Origin of the sequence: Nonomuraea sp. NPDC049129 (assembly GCF_040648495.1) — a bacterium.
In the GTDB taxonomy this organism is placed as follows: domain Bacteria; phylum Actinomycetota; class Actinomycetes; order Streptosporangiales; family Streptosporangiaceae; genus Nonomuraea.
The window spans coordinates 68,764-90,998 of the sequence record NZ_JBEZDU010000014.1 but is presented as its reverse complement, the minus strand read 5'-3'; the positions used below and the strand labels follow the sequence as shown (position 1 = coordinate 90,998).

The following is a 22,235-nucleotide window of genomic DNA, read 5'->3' as shown; positions in this document are numbered from 1 at the left end:
CTCCGTGACGGACATCCGTAGTCCCGTCCGGCTGCCATGACGGACGCCTGCCGTCCCGTCAGGTGCGCCATGTCACCAGCGCGTCCAGAGCCTCCACGTGGGACCCCCTGACCAGCAGCGGGTTGATCTCCAGCGACTCCAGGCGGTCCCCCAGTGACTCCGCGAACGCCGCCACCCGCGCCACCACCTCGGCCACCGCGTCGAGGTCGGCGGGCTCACCACCCCTCACGCCTCGCAGTGACGCGGTCCCGCGCAGTTCCGTCAGCGCCTCCCGCACCGAACGGGCGTCCACCGGCAGGATCCGCAGGGCAGTGTCACGCAGCACCTCCACCCAGATCCCGCCCAGTCCCACAGCCAGAGTGAGGCCCCAGGCGGGATCCCGCACGACGCCCACCAGCAGCTCCACCCCGCCGTCGCGCTGGGGCTGCACCAGGGCGGCCGTCTCCCCCGCCAGCGCGGCGACCACGTCGCGGTACGCCTGCCGTACCTCGTCGGGAGAGGAGAGCCCCAGCCGTACGCCGCCCAGGTCGCTCTTGTGGCCCAAGCCCTCGGCGGCGGTCTTGAGCACCACCGGGAACCCGAACCGCTCCGCCGCCGCGACCGCCGCCACCTCATCGCCCACCAGCTCCGACGGCACGACAGGCACGCCCGCCGAAGCCAGCAGGGCAGCGGCGCGATGCTCCCCCCACACCCCGGCCGCCCCGACCAAGGCCGCCTCCTCACCCGCGCCGGCAGGGGCTCCAGCCAAGGCCGGATCGGCGAGGGCGCGGGTGTGGGCCGCCGACCAGCGGACGGCCGCGCCGATCGCCGACATCCCGTGCTCGATCCCGCCCACCACGTACGGAAACCCGGTCTCCTCCTGCACCGCCCGGCCGAACTCCGTCACATCCGTCAGCACGTTGCTCACCACGACGACAGGCACCGGCGACTCGGCGATCCGCCGGGCGCTGGCCGCGTACAGGGCGAAGGCCGGAGCGGGGTCGGGCGGCGCGACCCGAGGCGGTTCCGACAGCAGCATGACCAGGTCGATCCCCGGATCGGCGGTCACGGCTTCCAGCGCCCGGCCCAGCAGCGTCCGGTCGATCAGCACGTAGCCGGTCACGTCGAGCGGGTTCTGCACGGTGCCGAAGGACGGGACGATCTCCGCCAGCCGCGCCACCGTCGACGGTGCGAACGGCGGCAGCTCCAGACCCTCGTCCTCGGCCCGGTCGGCGATGATCTCCGACGCGCCACCCGACGGCGTGACGACGCCGACGCGCCGCCCGGGCAGCGGTCCCACGGAGGCGAGCAGCCCCGCCGTGATGACCAGGTCCTCCAGAGACCGGACCCTGATCACGCCGAGCTGCCGCAGCGCCGCGTCGATGACGTCGTCGTCCCCCACCAGCGCGCCGGTGTGGGCCTGCGCCGTGTGGGAGGCGAGCCTGCTGCGGCCGATCTTCAGCGCCACGATCGGCTTGCCCGCCAGCAGCGCCCGCCTGGCGACGCGGGAGAACTCGGCCGGATCCCGGATCGTCTCCAGGAACAGCGCGATCACCTTGGTGGCGGGATCATCCACGAGATGGTCGACCACGTCGGTGACGCTCACGACCGACTCGTTGCCCATCGAGGTCAGCAGGCTGATGCCGACGTTGCGGGCCTGCGCGAAGCCGAGCACGGAGCTGGCCAGCGCGCCGCTCTGCAGCACCACGCCCACCGATCCGCGCAGCAGCGGCTGGGGGATGGGCAGTCCGTACGGGGTGATGCCGGCGGCGGCGTTGATGTAGCCGTTCCCGTTCGGCCCCAGGATCGTCAGATCATTTTCCTCAGCAAAAGCCGAAATTTCCGACTCCAGCCGCGCACCCTCAGGTCCCGCCTCCCCGAAGCCCGCCGTCAGGATCACGTAACACCGGATCCCCAGCTTGGCCCCCTCCCGCAGCACCCCCAGCACCGCGCCCGTCGGCACCATGACGTAGGCCAGGTCGACCGGCGCCGGAACCTCGGCGAGACTCCGGTGGGCGGGCTCGCCGTGCACGGTCCCGCCACGCGGATTGACCAGGTACACGCGCCCGGCGAAGCCGTAGGTACGCAGGTTGAGCAGCGTGCTGATCGACCACCCCGACTTGTCGGTGGCGCCGACCAGCGCGATGGATCCCGGGTTGAACAGCGCCTCGACCGACATATCACTCCCCAATGGTGCCCAAGCGGGCGTGTCCCTTGATCAGATTGCGGGCGATCGTACGGCGCTGGATCTCGTCGGTGCCCTCGAAGATGCGCAGCAGGCGCAGCTCGCGATACCAGCGTTCGATCGGCAGTTCCTTGGTGTAGCCCATGCCGCCGTGGATCTGCAGCACCCGGTCCACGACCTGGTTGGCCATGATCGCGCCGTTGAGCTTGGCGATCGACGCTGCGTGCCGGGCGTCCAGGCCCTCCTGCACCCGCCAGGCCGCGTACAGGGTCAGCCACTTGGCCGCCTCGATCTCCACCTGCGAGTCGGCGATCATCCACTGGATCGCCTGGTACTCGGAGATCGCCTGCCCCATCGACTTGCGGATCTTGGCGTAGTCGATGGCCATGCCCAGCATGCGCTCGGCCGAGCCGATGGCCCGCGCCGGGATCATGTAGCGGCCCTGGCCGATCCACTGCATGGCCAGCTCGAAGCCCTTGCCCAGCTCGCCGAGGATGTTCTCCTCGGGCACCCGCACGTCCTGGAACACCAGCGACGCCGGACCCCATTCGCCCATGGTCGGGATCGGCTCGGACGTCCAGCCCATGTCGCGGTCGACCAGGAAACAGGTCACGCCGTACGGCTCGGCCACGGCGAACACCATGACGAAGTCGGCCTCGCTGCCGCCGGTGATGAACGTCTTCTCGCCGTTGATGATCCACTCGGCGCCGTCACGGACCGCGCGGGTACGGATGTTGCGCGCGTCGGAACCCGCGCCCGGCTCGGTGATCGCGAAGCAGGAGCGGCGCTCGCCCTCGATCGTCGGGAGCAGGTAGCGCGCCTGCTGCTCGGGGGTGCCCGCGTAGAGGATGTTGTCGGCGCTGCCGCCGAACATGAACGGGACGAAGGTCCGGCCCAGCTCCATGACGATGATCGCGGACATGACCGGGCCCAGCGCGGCGCCACCGTACTCCTCGGGGGTGTTGATCCCCCAGAAGCCCATCTTCCTCGCCCTGGCCCGCAGGTCGCGCAGGACCTCCGGGGCGAGCGCCGGGCGGCCCTCGCGCTCGTTGCGCAGGACCTCCGGCTCCAGCGGCATGATCTCCTTCTCGACGAAGGAGCGCACGGTGTCGCGGATCTGACGCTCCTCGGCGCTGAGCGAGAAGTCCATGACCGCCTCCCCAATTTCTAGAACGTTCCTCTAGGAAGCCAGCCGGGACGCGTTCCTGTCAAGAATCAAATTCTAGAATTCGCCCCGGTACGATAGGACCCATGGCACGGAAGTCGTCGTGGGAGTGGAGCCGTACGGCCCAGACCCGCCAGAGCATGCTGACCGCGGCTCGCGAGGTCTTCAGCGAGCACGGTTTCGCCGAGGCGAACGTCTCCGAGGTCGTGGCCCGCGCCGGCTCCAGCGTCGGCAGCCTCTACCACCACTTCGGCGGCAAGACCGAGCTGTTCCTCGCGCTCTACGAGGACCACCAGGCGGCGCACGAGGAGGCCGCGGCCGCCAGCGTGTCGCGGGCCAAGCAGGCGGGCGTCCACGACCCCGTCGAGCTGCTCATCGCCGGGGCGCGGGCCTACCTCGCGGGCGCGTGGGAGCGGCGCGACCTGGTCCGGCTGTTCATCGACGGCGACGGACCGCCGGGCTTCGAGCTGGTCCGCCGCACCCGGGGCCGGGAGTGGGTACGCCAGAACGCCGTGCTGCTCGGTGCGGGCGCCGACTCGCTCGACCGGTTCACCGTCGCCGCGCTGACCAGCATCATCGGCGAGGCGGCCCGCGAGGTCGCCACCAGCGACACCGAGGACGCCGCCCGCGAGGTGATCGAGGCGGCGATGACGCTGATCCGCCGCCTCGACCCACTCAGGGTCCTGGCAGAGGGCTGATCACCCCGACCACACGCGGCGCACCACGTTCAGCTCTCCCGCCAAGAGATCGGTCAGCTCTCCCGTCCAGGGATCTGGCCGTTGGTCAGCGCGTTGGGCGCGGCCTTGTCGACCAGGGCGGGGATGACCGCGCCCAGCTCGGCCGGGTCCCACCGGCCACCCTTGTCGACGGCCGGACCGGCGTGCCAGCCCTCGGCCACGCTGATCACCCCCGCCCGTACGTTGAACACCCGCCCGGTGATCCCCCTGGCCTCGGCGCTGGACAGCCAGACCACCAGCGGCGCGATGTCGTCGGGGTCGGCGCCCGATGAGCCGGCGCCGGTCGGGACGAGGTTCTCCGTCATACGGGTGAGCGCCGCCGGGGCGATCGCGTTCACGGTCACGCCGTAACGCTCCAGCTCCTTGGCCGCGATGACCGTCAGGCCCGCGATGCCCGCCTTCGCGGCGCCGTAGTTGCCCTGCCCCGGATTGCCGTAGATGCCGGAGGACGAGGTGGTGTTGATGATCCGCGCGTCCACCCGCTCCCCGGCCTTCGCCTTGGCCCGCCAGTAGGCCGCCGCGTGCCGCAGCGGCGCGAACGTCCCGCGCAGGTGCACCCTGATGACCGCGTCCCACTCCTCGGCCGTCATGTTGACCAGCATCCGGTCACGCAGGATGCCCGCGTTGTTGACCAGCACGTGCAGGTCGCCGAAGCGGTCGACGGCCGCCTGGACCAGCCGGGCCGCCCCGTCGAAGTCGGAGACGTCCTCGCCGTTGACGATCGCCTCCCCGCCCAGCGCCTCGATCTCCTCGACCACCGCGGCGGCGGCGTCCGATGAGCCCGTGCCGTCGACCTCCGCGCCCAGGTCGTTGACCACGACCTTCGCGCCCTGCCGGGCGAACTCGAGCGCGTGACCGCGCCCGATGCCCCTGGCCGCGCCCGTGACGATCACCACGCAACCCTCGACGATACCGCTCATGTCGCACCTCCTTGACTACCTGCCGATGCGAACTAGATTCTAGTATTGAAATCTAGAAAGGACAGGCCCCGTGGTGACGGTAGTCGAGGAACGGGAGCAGGTCCGGTACGCCTGGCGCACCCTGTCGGTGGTGAGCCTGGCCAGCGTCCTCACCGGGCTCGGCGGCAGCGCGATCAACGTCGCCCTGCCCGAGATCGCCAGGAGCACCCACGCCGACGCCACGGCCGCGAGCTGGATCCTGCTCGGCTTCCAGCTGACCAACACCGTGCTCATGGTGGTCTTCGGCCGGTTGGCGGACATGTTCGGGCGGCGCATGCTCTACCTCTGCGGGCTGGGCACCGACACGCTCGCGGCGCTGCTGGCCGGGCTGTCGCCGGACGCCTGGACGATCGTCGCCCTGCGGGTGTTACAGGCCGCCGGCGCCGCCATGCTGATGACCAACAGCGCCGCCCTGGTCACGGACGCCTTCCCCCGCGCGCGGCTCGGCGAGGGGATGGGCGTCTATGTCGCCTCGTTCTCGATCGCCCAGCTCGCCGGGCCCACGCTCGGCGGCCTCCTGGCCGAGCAGCTCGGCTGGCGCTGGGTGTTCTGGTACAACGTGCCGCTCGGGCTGGCCTGCCTGGTGTGGGGCGCGATCGTGCTGCGACGGGTCGAGCCCGCCGGGCGTGATCGCGGTCTCGACCTGCCGGGCAACGTGCTCGTCCTGGTCACCCTGGGCGGGTTGCTGCTGGCGCTGTCGGAGGTGACCAGGCTCGGCTGGGGCCACCCGCTGATCCTCGCCGGGCTGGCCGCCTTCGTACTGGGGTTGCCGCTGTTCGTGGTCAGGGAGCTCAGGGCCGCCCATCCGGTCGTGGACATCGGCCTGTTCGGGGATCGCGGCTTCGCCTTCGGCACGCTGGCGTCGTTCCTCAACTCCGTCGCCCGCGTGGGGCTGGTGTTCCTCGTCGCGCTCTACTTCCAAGCCGTGCGCGGCGACGACCCGGTGCGCGCTGGGCTGAAGGTGCTGCCGCTGGCCGCCGCGGGGATGATCGGCTCGGCGGGCTCGGGCCTGCTGCAGCGCCGAATGAGCCCGCGCACGCTCGCGGTCGCCGGGGCCGCCACGACCACCGCCGGGCTGTCGCTCCTGCTCTGCACGATCTCGTCGAGCGTCCCGTACGTCACGGTCGCGCTCGCGCTGGTGCTCATCGGACTCGGCTCGGGGGTGTTCCTGCCCTCCAACACCACCGCGATCCTGGACGGCCTGCCCTCGAACCGGCTGGGCATCGTCAACGCGATGCGGCTCATGCTGCAGAACACCGGCGTGGTCGTGGGCACCGCGCTGACGCTGTCCATCATCACCGCGCCGCTGCCCGCCGCGCTGCACGACCGGGTCTTCGCCGGCACGCTCTCGCGGGTCTCCGGTCTTGCGGTCGAGCAGCTGGTCACCGGCTACCGATGGGCGCTCGGGTGCACGGTCGCGATCTCGGTCCTGACCGTTCTGGCCTGTACGGCCCGGCGCAAGGCCACCTGACCGGGGCGGGTACGGTGGCCTGCGTGGTTGAACAATCCCTCGCCCAGCGGCATATCTTCCCCCGAATGGTGAGATTTGCGGACATCGACTCACTTGGGCATGTGAACAACGTCCGCTTCTTCGACTATCTGGAGGACGCCCGGCTGGGGATGCTCCACATCGATCCGTACAAGGCGGGTGACGCCCCCTTCAAAGGCCTCGTCGTCTCCCGCCACGAGATCGACTACCTGCGCCCGCTCGGCTTCCGCCCCGAGCCGGTCCGGGTGGAGACCTGGGTGACCGAGATCAGGCCGGTCCGGTTCACGCTGGAGTACGAGATCCGCGACGACGAGGAGCTGTTCGTCCGGGCCACCTCGGTGATCGTCGCCTACGACGTCGAACGTGCCGCGCCCCGCAGGCTCACCTCCGACGAACTCGGCTACCTGCGGCGGTTCATGTCGGCATGAAGCGCTGGCTGATGCTTGGTCTGGGGGTCAACGCGCACGCCTGCGTCACGCTGGGGCTGTTCGGGCTGCCGCTCGTCATGCCGGATATCCAGCGATATTTCGGTGTCTCGCTGCCGGTGGCCGGAGTCATCGGCAACGCTCCCGGTTTCGGCATCCTGCTGTCCCTGGTCGCCTGGGGCATGCTGGCCGACCGGCGGGGCGAGCGGCTGGTGCTCGGCGTCGGCGTCGGGCTGGCCGCCGTACTGTTCGCCGCCCTGGCCTTCGTGACCGAGATCTGGGCGGTGGTCCCGCTGCTCGCCCTGGCCGGCGCCATGGGGTCGGCGGCCATGGTCGGCGGCGGCCGGATCGTGCTGCGCTGGTTCGAGCCGCCGGAGCGCGGCGTCGCGATGGGGCTGCGCCAGGTCTCCTACACCCTCGGCATGGCCGTGGCCGCGTTCGTCCTGCCGCCGATCGCGCGGGCCCACGGCATCTCGGGGGTGTTCATCGTCTGCGCGGGGGTCAGCCTGCTCGCCGCCGTCCTGGCCGCCCTCTTCCTGGCCGAGCCGCCGCACGCGATCTCGGGCGCTCGTACGGCACCGGCCGCCTCGCCGTACCGGCAGCCCGCGCTCTGGCGGGTGCACGCGACCAGCGCGCTGCACGTGGTGCCACAGATCGTCGTCAGCACGTACGGCGTGGCCTGCCTGGTCGGCGTCTACGGCTGGGACGGCGTACGGGCGGGACAGCTCTTCGGCATGGCGGCGATCGGCGGCGCGGCGGTGCGTATCGCGGTCGGCCGCTGGTCCGACCGGAGCGGCCTGCGGATGGCGCCGCTGCGGCTGCTGACGTTCGGCTCGCTGGCCGTGCTGGCCCTGCTGGTGCTGGGCGCGGTCACCAAGTCGTGGCTCGGCCCGGCCATGCTGGCGCTGGCCGCGGTGATCACCGTGGCGGGGAACGGGCTCGCCTACCTCTCGGCGGGCGAGCTCGCCGGCCCCGGATGGGCGGGGCGGGTGCTGGGCACCCACAACACCATCCAGAACGTCGTCTCCCTGGCCGTCACGCCGCTGGCCGGGCTGCTGATCACGGCCACGGACTACTGGGCCGGGTTCGCGGCGGGGCTGGCGTGCGCGCTGATCTCGCTGCCCGTCATCCCCACGCGCGGCGAGCGGCACGCCACCGCGGAACCGGAGGAGGCCCGCCCGTCAGGCTGACGCACGCAGCCAGACGGCCGTGTCGGGCGGCAGCAGGTCGCCTTCGAGCGGTCCGCTGGGCAGCAGGACGCCGTCGTGCGACGGCAGCCGCACCGGCTCGGTGCCGCAGTTGAGTGCGCAGATCAAGGAGCCGCGGGTGAAGAAGAGCGCGCCTTCGGGGGAGTCCAGCCACTCCAGCGTGTAGGGCAGCGATCCCACCAGCTCACGGCGGCAGGCCAGGGCCCGGCGGTAGAAGGACAGCGTCGATCCAGGATCGGCGGCCTGGGCCGCCGCGCTGAGTGCCCCGAACGCGGCCGGCTGCGGCAGCCACGGCGCCACCCCGTCGGGCGAGAACCCGTACGACCCGCCGTCGGCCGACCACGGCAGCGGCACCCGGCAGCCGTCGCGGCCGGCCACTTCCCCCTTCGACTGGATGAAGACCGGGTCCTGCCGCGCCTCCGGGGGAAGATCCTTCACCTCAGGGAGGCCAAGTTCCTCCCCCTGGTAGAGATATGCCGACCCGGGGAGAGCCAGCATCGTGAGCAACGCCGCCTTGGCCCGCATCAGACCCGTGCCCGGATCGGCGGCGTCGTAGCGGGTGCGGTGCCGTACGACATCGTGGTTGGACAGCACCCACGTGGCGAACGGGACCGCGGCCAGCGTGTCGTCGATGACCTTCTTGAACGCGGTCGCCGACCACGGCGCCTGCAGCCAGGCGAAGTTGAAGCTCTGCTGCAACTCGTCGGGGCGCACGTAGAGCGCCAGGTCCTCGGGGCTGTCCGTCCACACCTCGCCCACCGCCATGCGCTCGCCGGGATAGCCGTCGAGCAGCTTGCGCCAGGACCGGTAGACCTCGTGCACCTCCGGCTGGCCCCAGATCGGGGAGACCGACTTGAAGGACTGGTCCTGGATGTCGGGCAGCCCCCACGCCTTGTACAGGCCCATCGCCACGTCGATGCGGAACCCGTCGACGCCCCGGTCCAGCCAGAACCGCAGGATGTCGAGGAACTCCCGGTGGATCTCGGGGTTGCGCCAGTTGAAGTCCGGCTGGGCGGGGGCGAACAGATGCAGGTAATACTGCCCGTCCGGCAGCCTCGTCCAGGCCGGGCCGCCGAAGGTGGACTGCCAGTTGTTCGGCTCGGCGCGGAAGAGGTAGCGGTCGCGGTGCTCGCCGCGCAGCGCGGCCTGGAACCAGGGGTGCTCCGAGGAGCTGTGGTTGGGCACCACGTCCACGAGGACCCTCAGCCCGAGCCGGTGCGCGTCGGCGACCAGCGACTCGAAGTCGTCCAGCGTCCCGAACAGCGGGTCGACGCCGCGGTAGTCGGCCACGTCGTAGCCGCCGTCGGCCATCGGCGAGGGATAGAAGGGGGTCAGCCAGATCGCGTCGACCCCGAGCTCCGCCAAGTAGGGCAGCCGCTCACGCACTCCGGCCAGATCGCCGACGCCGTCTCCTGAGGCGTCGGCGAAGCTGCGAACATAGATCTCGTAGACGACGGCATCACGCCACCAGGGGATGTCCATGGGGCGGTCATGCCCGCTATGTCGGAGAGTTCACCATGCTGTGCGCCGCGTAGACCAGGTAGTCCCAGAGCTTGGTCTCCTGCTCCTGCGGCAACTCCAGCGACTCGACCGCGTCGCGCATGTGCCGCAGCCAGGCGTCGCGCTCGGCCTCGCCGATGACGAACGGGTTGTGCCGCATCCGCAGCCGCGGGTGCCCGCGCTCCTGGCTGTAGGTGGTGGGGCCACCCCAGTATTGGATGAGGAACCCCCGCAACCGGTCTTCGGCCCCGGTGAGGTCTTCCTCCGGGTAGAGCGGGAGCAGCAGCGGATCCTGCGCGATCCCCTCATAGAAGCGGTGTACGAGTCGCCGGAAGGTCTCCTCGCCGCCGACGGCCTCGTAAAAGGAGGTTTCAGTCACCGTACAAGCCTATGCGGTGGCGACCATGGGGATGCCCGCGGCGTCGAGCGCGGACTTGACCTGGAGCCTGAGCTCCCGTGCGACCTGCGCCTGCTTGGACGGCAGCGTCTTCGCGGAGATCCGGAACACCACCGAGCTGTCGGACAGCTGCTCCACGCCGAACACGGAGGGCTCCTCCACGATGAGCGTCTCGCGGAAGTCGGTGTCGGCCCAGATCTCCTCGGCCACGTGCTCCAGTATGGCTCTAACGGTGGTGACGTCGGTGTTCCAGGCGACGGGGACGTCGAGGTAGGCCCGCGACCAGCCCTGTGACTCGTTGCCGATGCGGGTGATGGTGCCGTTGCGGATGTACCAGACGCGGCCGTCGGCGTCACGCAGCCTGGTGACGCGCAGGGTGACCGCCTCGACGGTGCCGACCGCGGCGCCCGAGTCGATCACGTCGCCCACGCCGTACTGGTCTTCCAGCAGCATGAACATGCCCGCGATGAAGTCCTTGACCAGCTCCTGCGCGCCGAAGCCGATCGCCACGCCGAGGATGCCGACGCTGGTGAGCAGGGGAGCGATGGGGATCGTCAGCCGGTCGAGCACGGTCAGCACGGCGGTGCCCATGATGACGATCGAGGCGATGTGCTGCAGCACCGAGCCCATCGTCTCGGCGCGTTGCTTGCGGCGCTCGTGGAGCAGGGCGTCGATGCCCTCGGTCGCGGCGCCGGACCTGCGGAACCGGCCGGTGATCGAGCCGCCGGTGGCGGCGCGGCTGACCACCCGGGTGATCAGGCGCTTGGCGATGTTCCGCACGACGAGGGCGAGCACCAGGATCAGGATGACCGTGATGAGCGTGGCGATGAGCGGGGCGAGGAAACCTACAGGCAGCGAGGCTTGCAGGAACCCGCACAGGAACGTGTCCTTCTCACAGGCCGCACCCACATCGCTGATCATCTTCGACGGGTCCAGGGGACTCGGCGGAGGAGTAGTAGGCGTTGCCAGCAGGAACACTGGTTGGGTCCCCTTCCGGAAGCGGTTCGGTCGACGGACTTTTCGAGCGGAACGCTCAAAAAGATACCGCCGACCGAACCGGCCGCAGTCACATCACGCCGGGGAAGACGGGGACATCAGGCCTCTTGGGCCGCGGAGGGCGAGGCCTGACGCTCCGGTGACGTACGGCTCGGCTGGGACACACACCCGGAAGCATGTCCCAAGCCGTTTCCGGGAGGGGTCCCCCGAACACCCTCCAGGCGGACCTGGAGGGCATCTCCTGTGTACGGCTGGCTGGCCGTACAAGCACGAGTCCCGCGAGAAGCGGAACCGGCGGGATGGCCAGAGCCCCTGCCGTGTGCAGGAGACCCTCCGCACCGACCACCCCGCCGGCTCCGAGAAGCCGCCATGGATGCGGTGAGCCGTGGTGGCTGCGCTCCACCCGGACCACCGCGTCATCATTCCCCCACGGCGGCGAGTACGCGTGCGACCTTGGTCGCCGCACCAGCCGGGTCGTCGGCCGTATGCATGCGCTCACCCCAGGACCAGCAGTACCACCAGTCCGGAAGCTCGGCGACCGCAGTGGGCCGGCAGGTGACGCTCTCGGTCAGGCTGGTCGCGTTCGGGTTGATCACCCGGACGAACACCCGCCCGTTCTGGGTCCGAACTACTCGTGCGAGCAACCCGCGAGCGTCGAGTTCTGACACCAAACGCTCCAGGTGCCCGAAGTTGTCGTCCCCCACCTTTCGTCCCTCCCTTGAATCGTTGCTGGTGGGCCAAAGATGACTCAAGTCAACGGACTGCGCAACGCGAGGTTTCTGCTCACGGGGCGCCGGTTCTCACTCATAGGTGATAAGAAACAGTCCGCCGGAGGACGATCCTTAACCGGAACCTCCAAGAAGGCGTTTCCAACCCCTCATCAATGCGCCATAGTCATTGGTAGGCGCAGCGCGACCTTAACGCTACGCTCAGTTAGCAGTTTCGGACCGACGGGACTTGCGTGAGAGGGGCCGGGATGTCCGGCAGGCAGCACAGAGAGACGGAGATGGCGCGACGGATCCGGGCCAGAGGGCTCGCGACCGGGCGCACCTCCGCTCAGATCGCTGAGGAGATCCACGAGCACTGTGGGCCCCAGTTCGGCACGACCAGGATCAAGGGACATCGCCTCTCGTACGGCATCGCCTTGGCCGACGTCATCGAGCAGGTCAGAGCCCTGTTCGAGCGCGACGGCAAGACTCAGCCCGGCATCGGCGAAACCCTGCTGTCCGCCTACGAGAGCGGGCTCAAGCGGCCGGGCCCCGAATATCTCCACTACCTCTGCACGGTCTACCGGGTCGAGCCGGGCGCGCTCGGTTACGAAGGGCCGTGCATCTGTGGCCACGGCCACCGGATGCCCGGGGTGGTCGCCGCCGACCTCAAGGAGCGACTCCCCGCCGCGAGCCCGCAGCGCGAGCTGTTGGTGCCGCCGGAGAAGACGACGCCGGCCCCCTCCGACGAGGAGGACGAGAACATCCTGCGCCGCACGCTGCTGAACATGCTGTCCAACGGCCCCCAGGCCGGTAGGTTCGAGGGCCCGGTGCTGGGCGCCTGCGAGGGCATCAGACGGCGGATGGACGCCATGCTGGTGTCGGCCACCGTCTCTCCCGCCATGCTCGATCAGTGGGAGGAGGCCACGCTGGCTTTCGGGCGCCAATACACCACCACCGCGCCGCTACGGCTGCTGTGCGACGTGCTGCTCGAACTCAGCGCCGTCCACAGCGCCATGTCCTGCCGCCAGCCCATCGACCTGCAGGAGCGCCTGTGCCGCATGGCCGCGCAGCTGTCCGGGCTGAGCGGCATGATCATGATCAACCTCGGCGACCACCGGCTGGCCCGCTCCTTCTTCCGCACCGGCCGCACGGCCGCCGACGAGACCGGCGACCGCGCGCTGCGCGCCTGGGTGACGGCTCGTGAGGCGCTCGTCCCGCTCTACTACGGCGACGCCCGCGAGGCGCTCAACCTGGCCAAGAAGAGCCGCGACCTGGCCGGCCAGACGCCGTGCGCCGCGCAGGCGATGGCGCCGGTCGTCGAGGCCCGCGCGCTGGCGATGATCTCGGGCGTCGACAGTAAGAAGGAGGTCGTCGACCAGGCCAAACGCGCTCTGGCGCGGGCCAGGAACGCTTTCTCGCACATGAAATCGCACGAGCGTGAGGACATGGCCTTCGGTTACACCGAACGGCAGCTCTACTTCTACCAGGGCGACGTGCTCACGAAGCTCGGACAGACCCTCGAAGCCGAGGTGGTGCTCGACCAGGCACTCGACAAATATCAAGATCACATCATCGACCAGACGCTGATCAGGCTGGACCGCGCACAGTGCCGCCTGATCGAGGGGGACGTCGATGAGGCCATCGCCATGGGCAGGGCGGCGATGCGCCTGCTCGGCCCCGAATACCGCACCGATTTCATCATGCGCCCGGCTGTCGCGCTCGCACAGGCGATCAAGGCGCGCGACGCGAATCATCCCGACCTGGCCGCGTTCCTGGAGGAACTGCGTCCTTCTGAGCTGGCCACCGGGGAAGGGAGTGCATGAAGCTGAAGATCCGACGTTATCGTTGGTCTGACCTCGACACCATCCTCGCCCTGCACCGGATCTGCCTCGCCGAGGTGGGACTGGCGCCGGGCGACGGTGTTTACTACGACGACGACTTCCCTCGCATCCAGGAGCTCTACCTGGCGTGCGGCGGTGACTTCCTCGTCGGCGAGCTCGGCTCGCGGGTCGTGGCCATGGGCGGCCTGAGACCCATCGACTCGCAGACGGCCGAGGTGTGCCGGCTGCGGGTCCATCCGGGCTTCCAGCGGCGCGGGTTCGGCGCCACCATGCTGCGGGCCTTGGAGGAACGGGCGGTGGAGCTGGGATTCCACCACGTCCGCGGAGACACGACGCTCAACCAGGGGGCCGCCCTGGCGCTGTATGAGCGCCACGGCTGGCGGGAGATCGCCCGGCGGCAGGTCGGCGACCTCGTCGTCGTCTATGGCGAGAAGAGCCTGGTGCCGGAGGAGGGTGACCGCCGGCGGGTCATCGAGTCGGCCGACGCGCTCGAATCGTAGTGCCATAACCCTGTGCCTGCCCGGGCCGAAGTGCGCGGGCAGGCACACTCCGTAGTCGCGAGGTCGGTCCGGGCGAGCGGATGTGACGGAAATGGTGCTCTGGGGACTCCTGCGGATAGGGATGTACGTACCCGCGGGTGAGGCTCGTTCCTCTCGGTGGTAGAGGAACATCTCCGGCTGCTGCCTGTACACCGATGGCTGCTGATTGTAGTGAGATGCTTTTTGGCATGGCCGTTGTGCCCGCTCCCCGGCCCCTCCTGGGAGCCGTGCTCCTGTTGTTCGTCAGCGCCGCCTGGGGGTCGGCGTTCCCGCTGATGAAAGATCTCATCCTCCGGTTACCCGTCGAGGATCTGCTCGCCGAGCGATATCTCCTCGCGGCGCTCACCCTCCTCCTGCTCCGGCCGCGCTGCCTCCGGCGCCTGCCGCGGGGGACCTGGGTCAACGGGGTCATCCTGGGGGTCATGTTCGGCGTCGGGCAGTGCGCCCAGGCCATCGCGCTCGACAGTCTCCCGTCGGCTGTCTCGGGGTTCGCCGTCGGGTGCAACGTGGTCATCACCCCGATCCTGGCCCTGGTGGTGTTCCGGGCCAAAGTGCTCCGCCGGGTCTGGGTGGGCGTGGGACTCGCCTTGGCCGGCATGACCGTATTCACGTTGATGCGCGGCACGGAGGACCGGGAGATCTCCTTGCTCGCGCTCGGGGTGACGCTCGGTGCCGCCGCTCTCTACTCCGGCCACACGCTGTTCCTCTCGCGGCTCTCTGGCGGCGAGAAGGTCTTCGACGCCTACGCGCTCACCGTCATCCAGCTCGCCACGATCGGCGCCATGGCCGGCGTGCTGGCCGTGCGCGACGGGTTCGCGGTGCCGGCCACCCTGCCCGACTGGGGGATACTCGCCCACCTCTCCGTCGTCTCGTGCGCTCTGGGCTTCCTGGCCCGCTCGTACGGCCAGGCGCACGTGCCGGCCATCCCCAGTGCCGTGCTGATGTCGTCCCAACCACTGTGGGTGACGGCGATCGCGGTGATCTGGTTCCACGAGCAGGTGGGCCTGAGCATGGTCGTGGGCGGCGGGCTGATGGCGGCCGCGATGCTGCTGGCCGTGCCCGGCAGGGGCTCGCCGCGAGAGGTGGGCGACCGGGCCCTGGTCGTGGTGACCAGGAGGGCCAGGAGGGTGCTGGCCGACCTGAAGATCAAGCGGGACGATCCGCTGAAGCTGGAGCGGCGCGCCGTGTCGTACCCCGCCAAGACCGCGTGCGCGCGCCCCGAGGCATGCCCGTGGAACGACGGCTCGCACAAGGGGGCGAGGGAGCCCAGTCTCGATCGGTTGATGGAGCAGGCCACCAACATCGTCCGAGCGAAGAACCTTTCTCACCACGGTTGTCCGTCGGATGGTCTCGTCGGCCGTTGTTTGTGCGCGTTGGTCGAGGAATCTGGACAGAAGAGGTCGGTGTCAATCTCCCGCTGGTTTCGGTCCCAATAGGCCACTAATCGCAGTCAAAAAACCAGGGGTTCTTATTGATTGACCGCTCACTTATTCGCCAGAAATCTTGATATTCGCTGAGGTGTCCGATAATGGTGAGTAAACCCAAAGTGAGAGGTTCATCATGAAGCGCATCGCCGTCCGCAAGCCTGGCACCGCGAGGCTCGCCGGGACCTCCAGCGTCATACATAAGGGGTGATCGAGGGGAGATCCCATCTCAGGGCTCAGGGGGCCCCGCCCGACCGATGGGAGGCCGTACACCTGCTGATGCCGGTGATCGACGGGCACAGACGGCCCCTGGGCCCCTACACCGTCGGATCCGCGCTGCTGCACCACCTGGTCCCCGCCGCCTTGGACAGCTCCAAGGAGCTCGTGGCGGCCCATGACATCGAGATCCGAGCAGTGGCACCCGGTCTGTGTGACCGGGTGCCCCTCCGCAGGATGGCCCTGGACGCGGGGCTGTCCGAGGACGAGCGCATTCTGGTGCCCGCGCCGCGCCGCTCACTGCGGCTGGCCAACGGGATCGCGGAGTTCGTCCGCGCGGTGGTGCCGCCCGGCCGCACGCTGGCCGTGTGCAACGCCGACGCGGCCGATCCCACCGACGCCGAACTGCTCGACGTGCTGATGCGCAGGATCCCGCCGGACATCCTGACGATCATGGTCTACTCCGGTGGGCCGGAGCCTCCCGAGGATTCGCGCGATGCCGAGGAGCTGTGGGAGCTCGTCGACCGCTGCACGAGGGAGGGCTTCCTGCACGCGCTGGTCGAGCTGGGCCAGCTCGGACTCGCGCGCACCGAGCCCGGCAGCCACCGATGGTGGCTCTTCGCGCAGCGCACCGCGACCGCGCTCGGCGCGCTCGGCCAGACGCTCGAGGCCCGCGTGCTGTGGGAGGCCGCCCGCCGCTCCAGCCAGGATCCCGCCGTCCACTCCGCCAGCGCGTACGGCACCGCCATGCTCGACGCCCGCCACCACGACGCCGCCCAGCGCGACCTGGGCCGGGCCACGGGCTGGATCAACCAGGCGATAGCCATCTCCAGCCTGCTGCCCGACCCCATGGAACGCGCCTTCAAACTCGGCTTCGACCGCAACGGGCTCGCGCTGATCGAGCTGCGCCAGGGCCGTCCCGAAGCCGCGCTCGCCCTGGTGGACTCGGCCCTCGACCTGGCCCGTGAGCTGGGTGAGCGGCACCCGGTGCACCGGATGGTGCTGCTGGCCAACCGCGCCCAGCTGCTGGCCTCGCTCGGGCGGGTCAAGGAGGCGCTGGAGGAGTACGGGGCGGCCATCGCGATCGACCCGATGTTCCCCGACTACTACCTCGACCGCGGCAACCTGCTCTTCCGGCTCGGGCGGCACGGGGAGGCGCTGGCCGACTACGAGTGGGCGATGCGGGCCGGGCCGCCGCTGCCCGAGGCGTACTACAACCGGGCCGAACTGCGCGTCGTACGCGACGATCTCGACGGTGCCCTCGCGGACCTCGGCCGGGTGATCGAGCTGGACCCGGACTACCTCGACGCCTACATCAACCGGGCGGGCCTGCTGGCCATGCTGGAGCGGGACGAGGAGGCCAGGACCGACGTGACGATCGGGCTCGGCCAGTCGCCGGGCAACCCGTACCTGCTGGTCGTGCTGGGCCAGCTGGATACCGCGGCCGGTCGGCTGGGCGAGGCCCGCCGGGCGCTGGACCTGGCGGTCGGCGCGGCGCCCGAGCTGGCGTCGGCCTGGGGCAACCGCGGCGTGCTGCGGTACGAGTCGGGGGACTGGGCGGGCGCGCTGGCCGACCTGACGCAGGCCATCACGCTCGAACCCCAGCAGCCGACCCTCTACGACAACCGCGCCGTGGTCCATCGCGCCCTCGGCCACCCGGCCGAGGCGGCGGCCGACGACGAGCGGGCGGCCCGTCTCCGGTCGGCCAGCCTGTAGGGCATCGGCCAGTATGGAGGACATGTCGAAGCAACGGGCGGCCAGGGCGGCGGCGGTCTACGCGGCCCTGGGCGTTCTCTGGTGGGCCACCGCCCGCATCGGATGGACGGCCGTCGGCTGTGAGGCGTGGAACTGCTTGCCTCCGGCGCTCGGTACCCTCCTGGTGATCAGCGTGGGCACGTTCGCCCTGTCGGCCGTGGTGCTCAACCGGGTGGAGGTACGCCCGGGGTTTCGCGTGGCCTGGGTGACGGCCGCCATGCTGATGGTTTTGAGGGTGGCGGGTGAGGTGCTTCCGTCCTCGTCGTCCAGGTTCGCCCACGTGGTGATGTCGGCGGTGGCGTTCGCGATGGCGGGTGCCGTGGCGGCCTTCGCGACGGACACGGAGGTCGCCAAGGGGAGGCGGCTGCTCGTGTCGCTCGGCGTCCCGGCTCTGGTGCTCGTCGCGATCGTGGTGGCCTGGTGGTGGCGCGGCCCTTGATCCGGCGACCCGCCGGACGCGGAGTGGCACGAAGGGCGCTGGCAGAGCCCTCCTACGGCTACGGTGGACCCGTGGCCTTCGACGAGCAGTTGCGCGACCTCCAGGAAGGAGCCAGCGCTCAGGCGGCGGGCATCAGGCGTGGCTACGGTGGCCCGCCCGCCCGCGCGGTGAGCGTCCGCTCCGGCCTGGCCCGGCTGCGCTGCGCCTCGCTGCTCAAGCCGCTGTACGCGTGGGTGGCGGCCGCGCACATCCCCGACGCCGAGCGCTGGCGCCGGCACGCCGAGCCGGCGGTGGTCGTCTCGTCCAACGCCGACACGCTCAACCTCTGGCTCGCGGTCGGGCCACGGGTCATCCTGGACGACATCTATCAGCGCACGGGCGTCGTCTGGGCGCCGCCCAACGGGGATCCGTCGCGCTTCGGCTCGGTAGAGGTGGCGGCCGACGAGGTCGCCACCGCCTACGCGGCGCTCGCCCAGACCGCCGCCGCCGGCGACCCGGTGGCGGGCACGGTCCTCGACTGGATGCGCCAGGTCTCGGGCCAGCAGGCGTTCGGCACCCGCGAGGCGCTCAGCTCGCCGGAGGCCGGGATCAAGTGCGGCTGGTACGGCGCGCCGGACGAGAGCTGCCTGCGCACACATGCCGTGGCCGTGCTCCCCAGGGGCGGCACCCGGGCGACGGTCGTGGTGGGGATGACGGCGCAGCCCTACACCGACCCGGGGGAGCGGGAGGTCTACCAGACTCGGGTGAACGAAGGGCAGTCGGTGGAGGGCGAGCACGAGAAGGTGGCGGGCGAGCTGCTGCGCGGGCTGATGCTGGCCACGCTGACGGAGCTGGGCCACCGTTATCCGTCCTGAGCCCGCTATATGCTGACCGGCGGCGGCCGGGTGGTCGCGTACACGGGAGACACCGGGCCCGCCCCCGAGCTGGCCGAGCTGGCCCGGGACGCCGACGTGCTGCTGGCCGAGGCGACCTATCCCGAACAGGTGCCCGACGAGGACGCGCCCTACCTGTCGAGTGCCCTCGACGCGGGTCGTACGGCGGCTCGCGCCGGTGTGGCCCGGCTGGTGCTCACCCACCTGTGGCCGGACAGCCCGCCCGAGCCCGCGCTGGCGGCGGCTGCCCGGACATATGACGGCGAGCTGGCCGTGGCCACGGGTGGCCTCACACTGGACCTGTGACCGTCCGTCAGGCCGGTCCCGTCAGCTTGGCGATCACCTCGGCCAGTTCGGGCGGCTCGACGCCGTGCGGCAGCTCGTCGGCGGCGAACCACCGGTAGCCGAGGTAGGCCCGAGCCTCCTCGTCCGTGAGCTCACCCGGGTCCACCTCGGGGGCTTTCCCGGGGAAGCGGGCCAGGTAGAACGGCTCGGTCTTCACGTACCGCACACCGAGCCAGGTGAAGTCCCGATGGACGGGCACCCACTGATCACGCACCGCCGACCCCGGGAGGCCGGTCTCCTCGGTCAGCTCCCGGGCGGCCGCCTCCAGGGGCGTCTCGCCGGGGTCGATCCCGCCACCCGGCGGCTCCCAGATCGCCTCGCCACTGACGTGGTCATGCCATCGCACGAGCAGCACCCGGCCCTCGGCGTCCACGCAGACCACCCGCGCGGCCGGACGGTCACTGCTGATCTGGTGGGACTCCACGCGGCCTCCTCACGCACGTACCGCGGTCAGCGTTTCATGGAACCGTCGGCGATGGCGTCGGCGGCCTCGCCGATGGCCATGCCGACGATCTCCAGGCGGCGCACCAGCTCACGTTGCTTCATCGCGTCGGACGTCAGCTCGCCCGAGAAGATGCGGGCGATCTCGTACTGGTACATGCGCCTGATGGACCGGCCCGTCTTCTTCGCCTCCAGCGCGTCATGGAGCACGGCCGCGGGGCGGGCGGCGAGGTCGCGGACGGCGTTCTCCAGGGCGTCGATGCCCTCGATGACCTGGTCGAGCAGCGGCGCGAAGCGGAGCTGGTCCGGCACCCGATACAGGTGCGACTCGCGCACGAAGTCGCGCAGCGAGTCCAGGACGTCGTCGATCGAGCGGGAGAGTCGGTAGAGGTCCTCCCGGTCGATCGGGGTGACCAGGGCCGACTTGAGCTCCTCCACCAGGGTGCGCCGCTCCTGGTCGCCGAGGTGCTCGATCACCCGCATCTTCTCGTGCGCGCCCGTCCTGCCCACCTCCCCGCCGATCATGGCCATCGCCAGCCAGGCGCCCTCCTTGGTCGCCGCCAGCTGACCGAGCAGGGCCTCGGTGAGCGCGCTGTCCATGCGTCCTGACAGCAGCGCCTGGGCCCTTCGCAACCGCTTCATGCCGTCACCCCCTCACCGCGTACGACGCGAGCGCGGCCACCAGCGCGCTCATCGGAAGCGTCAGCACCCAGGCGACGACGATCTTGACGGCGGCGTGCCAGCGGACCCGGCCGGCACCCTGTGCCACCCCGGCGCCGATCAGCCCGCCGGCGATGGCCTGGGTCATGCTCACCGGCATACCCAGGGCCGAGCTGCCGATCACCGCGAGGCCCGAGGCCAGTTCGGCCGTCACGCCGTGCAGGGGGCGGAAGACGATGAGCTCCCGGCCCAGCGTGCGTCCGGCCTTGGGCAGGCCGTACACGGTGCCGAACCCGAACAGCACCGCCACCAGCGAGGTGTAAGGGAGCGGCGCGTTCGAGAAGCTTCCCGCGACCATCAGGACGGCCAGCACCTTCTGGCCGTCGTTGGCCGAGTAGGCGACGGTCTGCAGCAGGAAGCCCGCCCAGTGCCAGCGTGGGAGCCCCTTGATGGTCGTCACCAGGAGCAGCAGCCGAATCACCAGCCAGCCCAGCAGCCCGCCCACGACGGGCGCGGCCAGGGCGAAGGCCAGCACCTGGGCGACCGACCCGGCCGAGACCGGCAGCCCCCAGCCCAGACCGGCCCCGGTGAGGCCGCCGACGACGGCCAGGGTGAGGCTGGTCGGCAGGCCCTTCGCGCTCAGTGCCATGACCACGCTCAGCGCGGCGACCACCGCGATCGACATCGCGATCTTCGCGCCCGGCCCCTGGAACGTGGCCAGCCGGGTCACGAACGTCCGCGCGACCTGATGGGTCACCAGCGGCACCAACGCCATCAGCACCACCAGGGTGAGGGTGCCGACCGCCGGACGGATCGCGGGCAGTTTGAGCCCGGTCGCGAGCAGGGCGCCGCCGTCGTTCATCCCGGACACGAACGCGAACACACAGGCGATCGCGATCAGTACGGAAGCTTCCAAAGGCGGGCACTCCATCCCGTTTGGGTCGGCCTAGCGGGTGAGGCGCTCCGCATGCGCTGCCCGTCGGCCGGACGGCGATGTGGAGTCCGCCGCTGAGAGGTAGTCTGCCCAGGTCAACCGGAAGCCACCCCGTGATCTTCTGTCCGTGAGAGTGAAACGATGAGCTCTGCCGAATACATCCTGACCTTGTCCTGTCCCGACCGGCCCGGTGTCGTGGCCGCGGTATCGGGGCTGCTGGCCGGGCACGGGTGCAACATCATCGAGAGCCAGCAGTTCGGGGACCGGGAGGCGCAGCGGTTCTTCATGCGGGTCCAGTTCGCGGCGCCGCTGCCGGAGGACGAGCTACGTGCGGCCTTCGCCGCTCTGGCGCCGGAGTTCGGTATGGAGATCAAGCTGCGCGACGTGGCCAGGAAGCCGCGGGTGCTGATCATGGTCAGCAAGTTCGACCACTGCCTCAACGATCTGCTCTACCGGGTGCGCGCCAAGGCCCTGGACATCGAGATCGTCGCCGTCGCGTCCAACCACCCCGACCTGCGGCCCCTGACGCAGTCGTACGGCATCGACTACCACCACCTGCCCGTCACCCCCGAGACCAAGGCCCGGCAGGAGACGGAGGTGCTGGCGTTGGTCGAGCACTACCAGGTGGAGCTGGTGGTGCTGGCGCGCTACATGCAGGTGCTGTCGGAGGACCTCTGCGAGAAGCTGGCGGGGCGGGCGATCAACATCCACCACTCGTTCCTGCCGTCGTTCAAGGGTGCCCGGCCCTACCACCAGGCGCATGATCGGGGCGTCAAGCTGATCGGCGCGACGGCGCACTATGTCACGTCCAACCTGGACGAGGGGCCGATCATCGAGCAGGAGGTGGCCCGGGTGAACCACAGCCACTCCCCGGCGGACCTGGTGGCGATCGGGCGGGACGTGGAGTGCGTGGCACTGGCCAGGGCCGTCAAGTGGCACGCCGAGCAGCGGGTGCTGCTCGACGGCCACCGGACGGTCATCTTCCCCCGCTGACGCTCCTGTTCTCGGCTACAGGCCTG

At 70.3% G+C, this 22,235-nt stretch carries 22 protein-coding genes; 12 read left to right on the top strand and 10 right to left on the bottom strand.

The genetic code is table 11. The features are described 5' to 3' along the window. Positions 1-58: 58 nt before the first annotated feature. Both AB0B64_RS36485 and AB0B64_RS36480 read right to left on the bottom strand, forming a co-directional pair. On the bottom strand, positions 59-2,158 hold the full coding sequence (locus AB0B64_RS36485; RefSeq protein WP_358183197.1) for an acetate--CoA ligase family protein: 2,100 nt from the start codon (positions 2,156-2,158) through the stop codon (positions 59-61). A 1-nt stretch (position 2,159) separates the two neighbouring features. Then, on the bottom strand, positions 2,160-3,314 hold the full coding sequence (locus AB0B64_RS36480) for an acyl-CoA dehydrogenase family protein (RefSeq protein WP_358183194.1): 1,155 nt from the start codon (positions 3,312-3,314) through the stop codon (positions 2,160-2,162). A gap of 101 nt (positions 3,315-3,415) precedes the next feature. Here AB0B64_RS36480 and AB0B64_RS36475 point away from each other — a divergent pair, with 101 nt between their 5' ends. Further along, positions 3,416-4,027: a helix-turn-helix domain-containing protein gene (locus AB0B64_RS36475; RefSeq protein WP_358183191.1), complete on the top strand. Its 612-nt coding sequence runs from the start codon at positions 3,416-3,418 to the stop codon at positions 4,025-4,027. A gap of 53 nt (positions 4,028-4,080) precedes the next feature. On the opposite strand, the gene AB0B64_RS36470 is transcribed toward AB0B64_RS36475, so the two are convergent. Further along, positions 4,081-4,986, bottom strand: a complete 906-nt coding sequence (locus AB0B64_RS36470) for an SDR family oxidoreductase (RefSeq protein ID WP_358183187.1) — start codon at positions 4,984-4,986, stop codon at positions 4,081-4,083. Positions 4,987-5,056: 70 nt separating this feature from the next. Between AB0B64_RS36470 and AB0B64_RS36465 the strand changes: the two genes are divergently transcribed. From AB0B64_RS36465 to AB0B64_RS36455, 3 genes are all read left to right on the top strand, one after another. Continuing rightward, on the top strand, positions 5,057-6,496 hold the full coding sequence (locus tag AB0B64_RS36465; protein WP_358183184.1) for an MFS transporter: 1,440 nt from the start codon (positions 5,057-5,059) through the stop codon (positions 6,494-6,496). Positions 6,497-6,561: 65 nt separating this feature from the next. Beyond that, complete coding sequence (locus tag AB0B64_RS36460) at positions 6,562-6,942, top strand: thioesterase family protein (protein WP_357953568.1); 381 nt, start codon at positions 6,562-6,564, stop codon at positions 6,940-6,942. Beyond that, positions 6,939-8,129: an MFS transporter gene (locus AB0B64_RS36455; protein ID WP_358183181.1), complete on the top strand. Its 1,191-nt coding sequence runs from the start codon at positions 6,939-6,941 to the stop codon at positions 8,127-8,129. The genes AB0B64_RS36460 and AB0B64_RS36455 overlap by 4 nt, the downstream gene beginning before the upstream one ends. Here AB0B64_RS36455 and AB0B64_RS36450 read toward each other — a convergent pair. The 4 genes from AB0B64_RS36450 to AB0B64_RS36435 form a co-directional block, all read right to left on the bottom strand. Further along, the gene (locus AB0B64_RS36450; protein WP_358183178.1) at positions 8,121-9,629 is read right to left on the bottom strand and encodes a glycoside hydrolase family 13 protein; all 1,509 of its coding nucleotides are present in this window, start codon (positions 9,627-9,629) and stop codon (positions 8,121-8,123) included. The two genes, AB0B64_RS36455 and AB0B64_RS36450, sit on opposite strands and share 9 nt — an antisense overlap. Before the next feature lie 16 nt (positions 9,630-9,645). Continuing rightward, the gene (locus tag AB0B64_RS36445) at positions 9,646-10,026 is read right to left on the bottom strand and encodes a globin (RefSeq protein ID WP_357953563.1); all 381 of its coding nucleotides are present in this window, start codon (positions 10,024-10,026) and stop codon (positions 9,646-9,648) included. A gap of 9 nt (positions 10,027-10,035) precedes the next feature. Continuing rightward, positions 10,036-10,965 (bottom strand): mechanosensitive ion channel family protein, encoded by a 930-nt coding sequence (locus AB0B64_RS36440; protein WP_357953561.1) that lies wholly within the window; start codon positions 10,963-10,965, stop codon positions 10,036-10,038. Between the two features lie 494 nt (positions 10,966-11,459). Then, positions 11,460-11,744 carry a hypothetical protein gene (locus tag AB0B64_RS36435; RefSeq protein ID WP_357644622.1) on the bottom strand — a complete coding sequence of 95 codons (285 nt, stop codon included), beginning with the start codon at positions 11,742-11,744 and terminating at the stop codon, positions 11,460-11,462. A gap of 302 nt (positions 11,745-12,046) precedes the next feature. Here AB0B64_RS36435 and AB0B64_RS36430 point away from each other — a divergent pair, with 302 nt between their 5' ends. From AB0B64_RS36430 to AB0B64_RS36400, 7 genes are all read left to right on the top strand, one after another. Next, positions 12,047-13,573, top strand: a complete 1,527-nt coding sequence (locus AB0B64_RS36430) for an XRE family transcriptional regulator (RefSeq protein ID WP_358183175.1) — start codon at positions 12,047-12,049, stop codon at positions 13,571-13,573. Beyond that, complete coding sequence (locus AB0B64_RS36425) at positions 13,570-14,091, top strand: GNAT family N-acetyltransferase (RefSeq protein ID WP_358183173.1); 522 nt, start codon at positions 13,570-13,572, stop codon at positions 14,089-14,091. The genes AB0B64_RS36430 and AB0B64_RS36425 overlap by 4 nt, the downstream gene beginning before the upstream one ends. Positions 14,092-14,318: 227 nt before the next feature. After that, positions 14,319-15,566, top strand: coding sequence for a DMT family transporter (locus tag AB0B64_RS36420; protein ID WP_358183170.1), 1,248 nt, complete (start codon positions 14,319-14,321; stop codon positions 15,564-15,566). Positions 15,567-15,761: 195 nt separating this feature from the next. Next, complete coding sequence (locus AB0B64_RS36415) at positions 15,762-17,486, top strand: tetratricopeptide repeat protein (RefSeq protein WP_358183167.1); 1,725 nt, start codon at positions 15,762-15,764, stop codon at positions 17,484-17,486. A 22-nt stretch (positions 17,487-17,508) separates the two neighbouring features. Beyond that, positions 17,509-17,964, top strand: coding sequence for a hypothetical protein (locus AB0B64_RS36410; protein WP_358183164.1), 456 nt, complete (start codon positions 17,509-17,511; stop codon positions 17,962-17,964). Positions 17,965-18,035: 71 nt separating this feature from the next. After that, positions 18,036-18,818, top strand: a complete 783-nt coding sequence (locus AB0B64_RS36405) for a hypothetical protein (RefSeq protein ID WP_358183162.1) — start codon at positions 18,036-18,038, stop codon at positions 18,816-18,818. Positions 18,819-18,827: 9 nt separating this feature from the next. Next, positions 18,828-19,142, top strand: coding sequence for an MBL fold metallo-hydrolase (locus AB0B64_RS36400; RefSeq protein WP_357953548.1), 315 nt, complete (start codon positions 18,828-18,830; stop codon positions 19,140-19,142). A 7-nt stretch (positions 19,143-19,149) separates the two neighbouring features. On the opposite strand, the gene AB0B64_RS36395 is transcribed toward AB0B64_RS36400, so the two are convergent. The 3 genes from AB0B64_RS36395 to AB0B64_RS36385 are packed head-to-tail and all read right to left on the bottom strand — an operon-like array spanning position 19,150 to position 21,198. Beyond that, positions 19,150-19,605: an NUDIX domain-containing protein gene (locus AB0B64_RS36395; RefSeq protein ID WP_358183161.1), complete on the bottom strand. Its 456-nt coding sequence runs from the start codon at positions 19,603-19,605 to the stop codon at positions 19,150-19,152. Between the two features lie 26 nt (positions 19,606-19,631). After that, entirely contained in the window at positions 19,632-20,264 is a 633-nt protein-coding gene (locus AB0B64_RS36390) for a DUF47 family protein (RefSeq protein WP_357953544.1), read from the bottom strand. A gap of 4 nt (positions 20,265-20,268) precedes the next feature. Next, complete coding sequence (locus AB0B64_RS36385; protein WP_358183159.1) at positions 20,269-21,198, bottom strand: inorganic phosphate transporter; 930 nt, start codon at positions 21,196-21,198, stop codon at positions 20,269-20,271. A gap of 159 nt (positions 21,199-21,357) precedes the next feature. Here AB0B64_RS36385 and purU point away from each other — a divergent pair, with 159 nt between their 5' ends. Beyond that, on the top strand, positions 21,358-22,209 hold the full coding sequence (gene purU / locus AB0B64_RS36380; RefSeq protein WP_358183156.1) for a formyltetrahydrofolate deformylase: 852 nt from the start codon (positions 21,358-21,360) through the stop codon (positions 22,207-22,209). Positions 22,210-22,235: the final 26 nt, after the last annotated feature.

Excerpts from the sequence above, each read along its gene's own strand:
- AB0B64_RS36480 (WP_358183194.1), bottom strand. The coding sequence starts at position 3,314 with ATGGACTTCTCGCTCAGCGCCGAGGAGCGTCAGATCCGCGACACCGTG.
- AB0B64_RS36410 (WP_358183164.1), top strand. The coding sequence starts at position 17,509 with ATGTCGAAGCAACGGGCGGCCAGGGCGGCGGCGGTCTACGCGGCCCTG.
- AB0B64_RS36475 (WP_358183191.1), top strand. The coding sequence starts at position 3,416 with ATGGCACGGAAGTCGTCGTGGGAGTGGAGCCGTACGGCCCAGACCCGC.
- AB0B64_RS36440 (WP_357953561.1), bottom strand. The coding sequence starts at position 10,965 with ATGATCAGCGATGTGGGTGCGGCCTGTGAGAAGGACACGTTCCTGTGC.
- AB0B64_RS36425 (WP_358183173.1), top strand. The coding sequence starts at position 13,570 with ATGAAGCTGAAGATCCGACGTTATCGTTGGTCTGACCTCGACACCATC.
- AB0B64_RS36450 (WP_358183178.1), bottom strand. The coding sequence starts at position 9,629 with ATGGACATCCCCTGGTGGCGTGATGCCGTCGTCTACGAGATCTATGTT.
- purU (WP_358183156.1), top strand. The coding sequence starts at position 21,358 with ATGAGCTCTGCCGAATACATCCTGACCTTGTCCTGTCCCGACCGGCCC.
- AB0B64_RS36455 (WP_358183181.1), top strand. The coding sequence starts at position 6,939 with ATGAAGCGCTGGCTGATGCTTGGTCTGGGGGTCAACGCGCACGCCTGC.
- AB0B64_RS36420 (WP_358183170.1), top strand. The coding sequence starts at position 14,319 with ATGGCCGTTGTGCCCGCTCCCCGGCCCCTCCTGGGAGCCGTGCTCCTG.
- AB0B64_RS36470 (WP_358183187.1), bottom strand. The coding sequence starts at position 4,986 with ATGAGCGGTATCGTCGAGGGTTGCGTGGTGATCGTCACGGGCGCGGCC.
- AB0B64_RS36400 (WP_357953548.1), top strand. The coding sequence starts at position 18,828 with ATGCTGACCGGCGGCGGCCGGGTGGTCGCGTACACGGGAGACACCGGG.
- AB0B64_RS36460 (WP_357953568.1), top strand. The coding sequence starts at position 6,562 with ATGGTGAGATTTGCGGACATCGACTCACTTGGGCATGTGAACAACGTC.
- AB0B64_RS36485 (WP_358183197.1), bottom strand. The coding sequence starts at position 2,158 with ATGTCGGTCGAGGCGCTGTTCAACCCGGGATCCATCGCGCTGGTCGGC.
- AB0B64_RS36390 (WP_357953544.1), bottom strand. The coding sequence starts at position 20,264 with ATGAAGCGGTTGCGAAGGGCCCAGGCGCTGCTGTCAGGACGCATGGAC.
- AB0B64_RS36430 (WP_358183175.1), top strand. The coding sequence starts at position 12,047 with ATGGCGCGACGGATCCGGGCCAGAGGGCTCGCGACCGGGCGCACCTCC.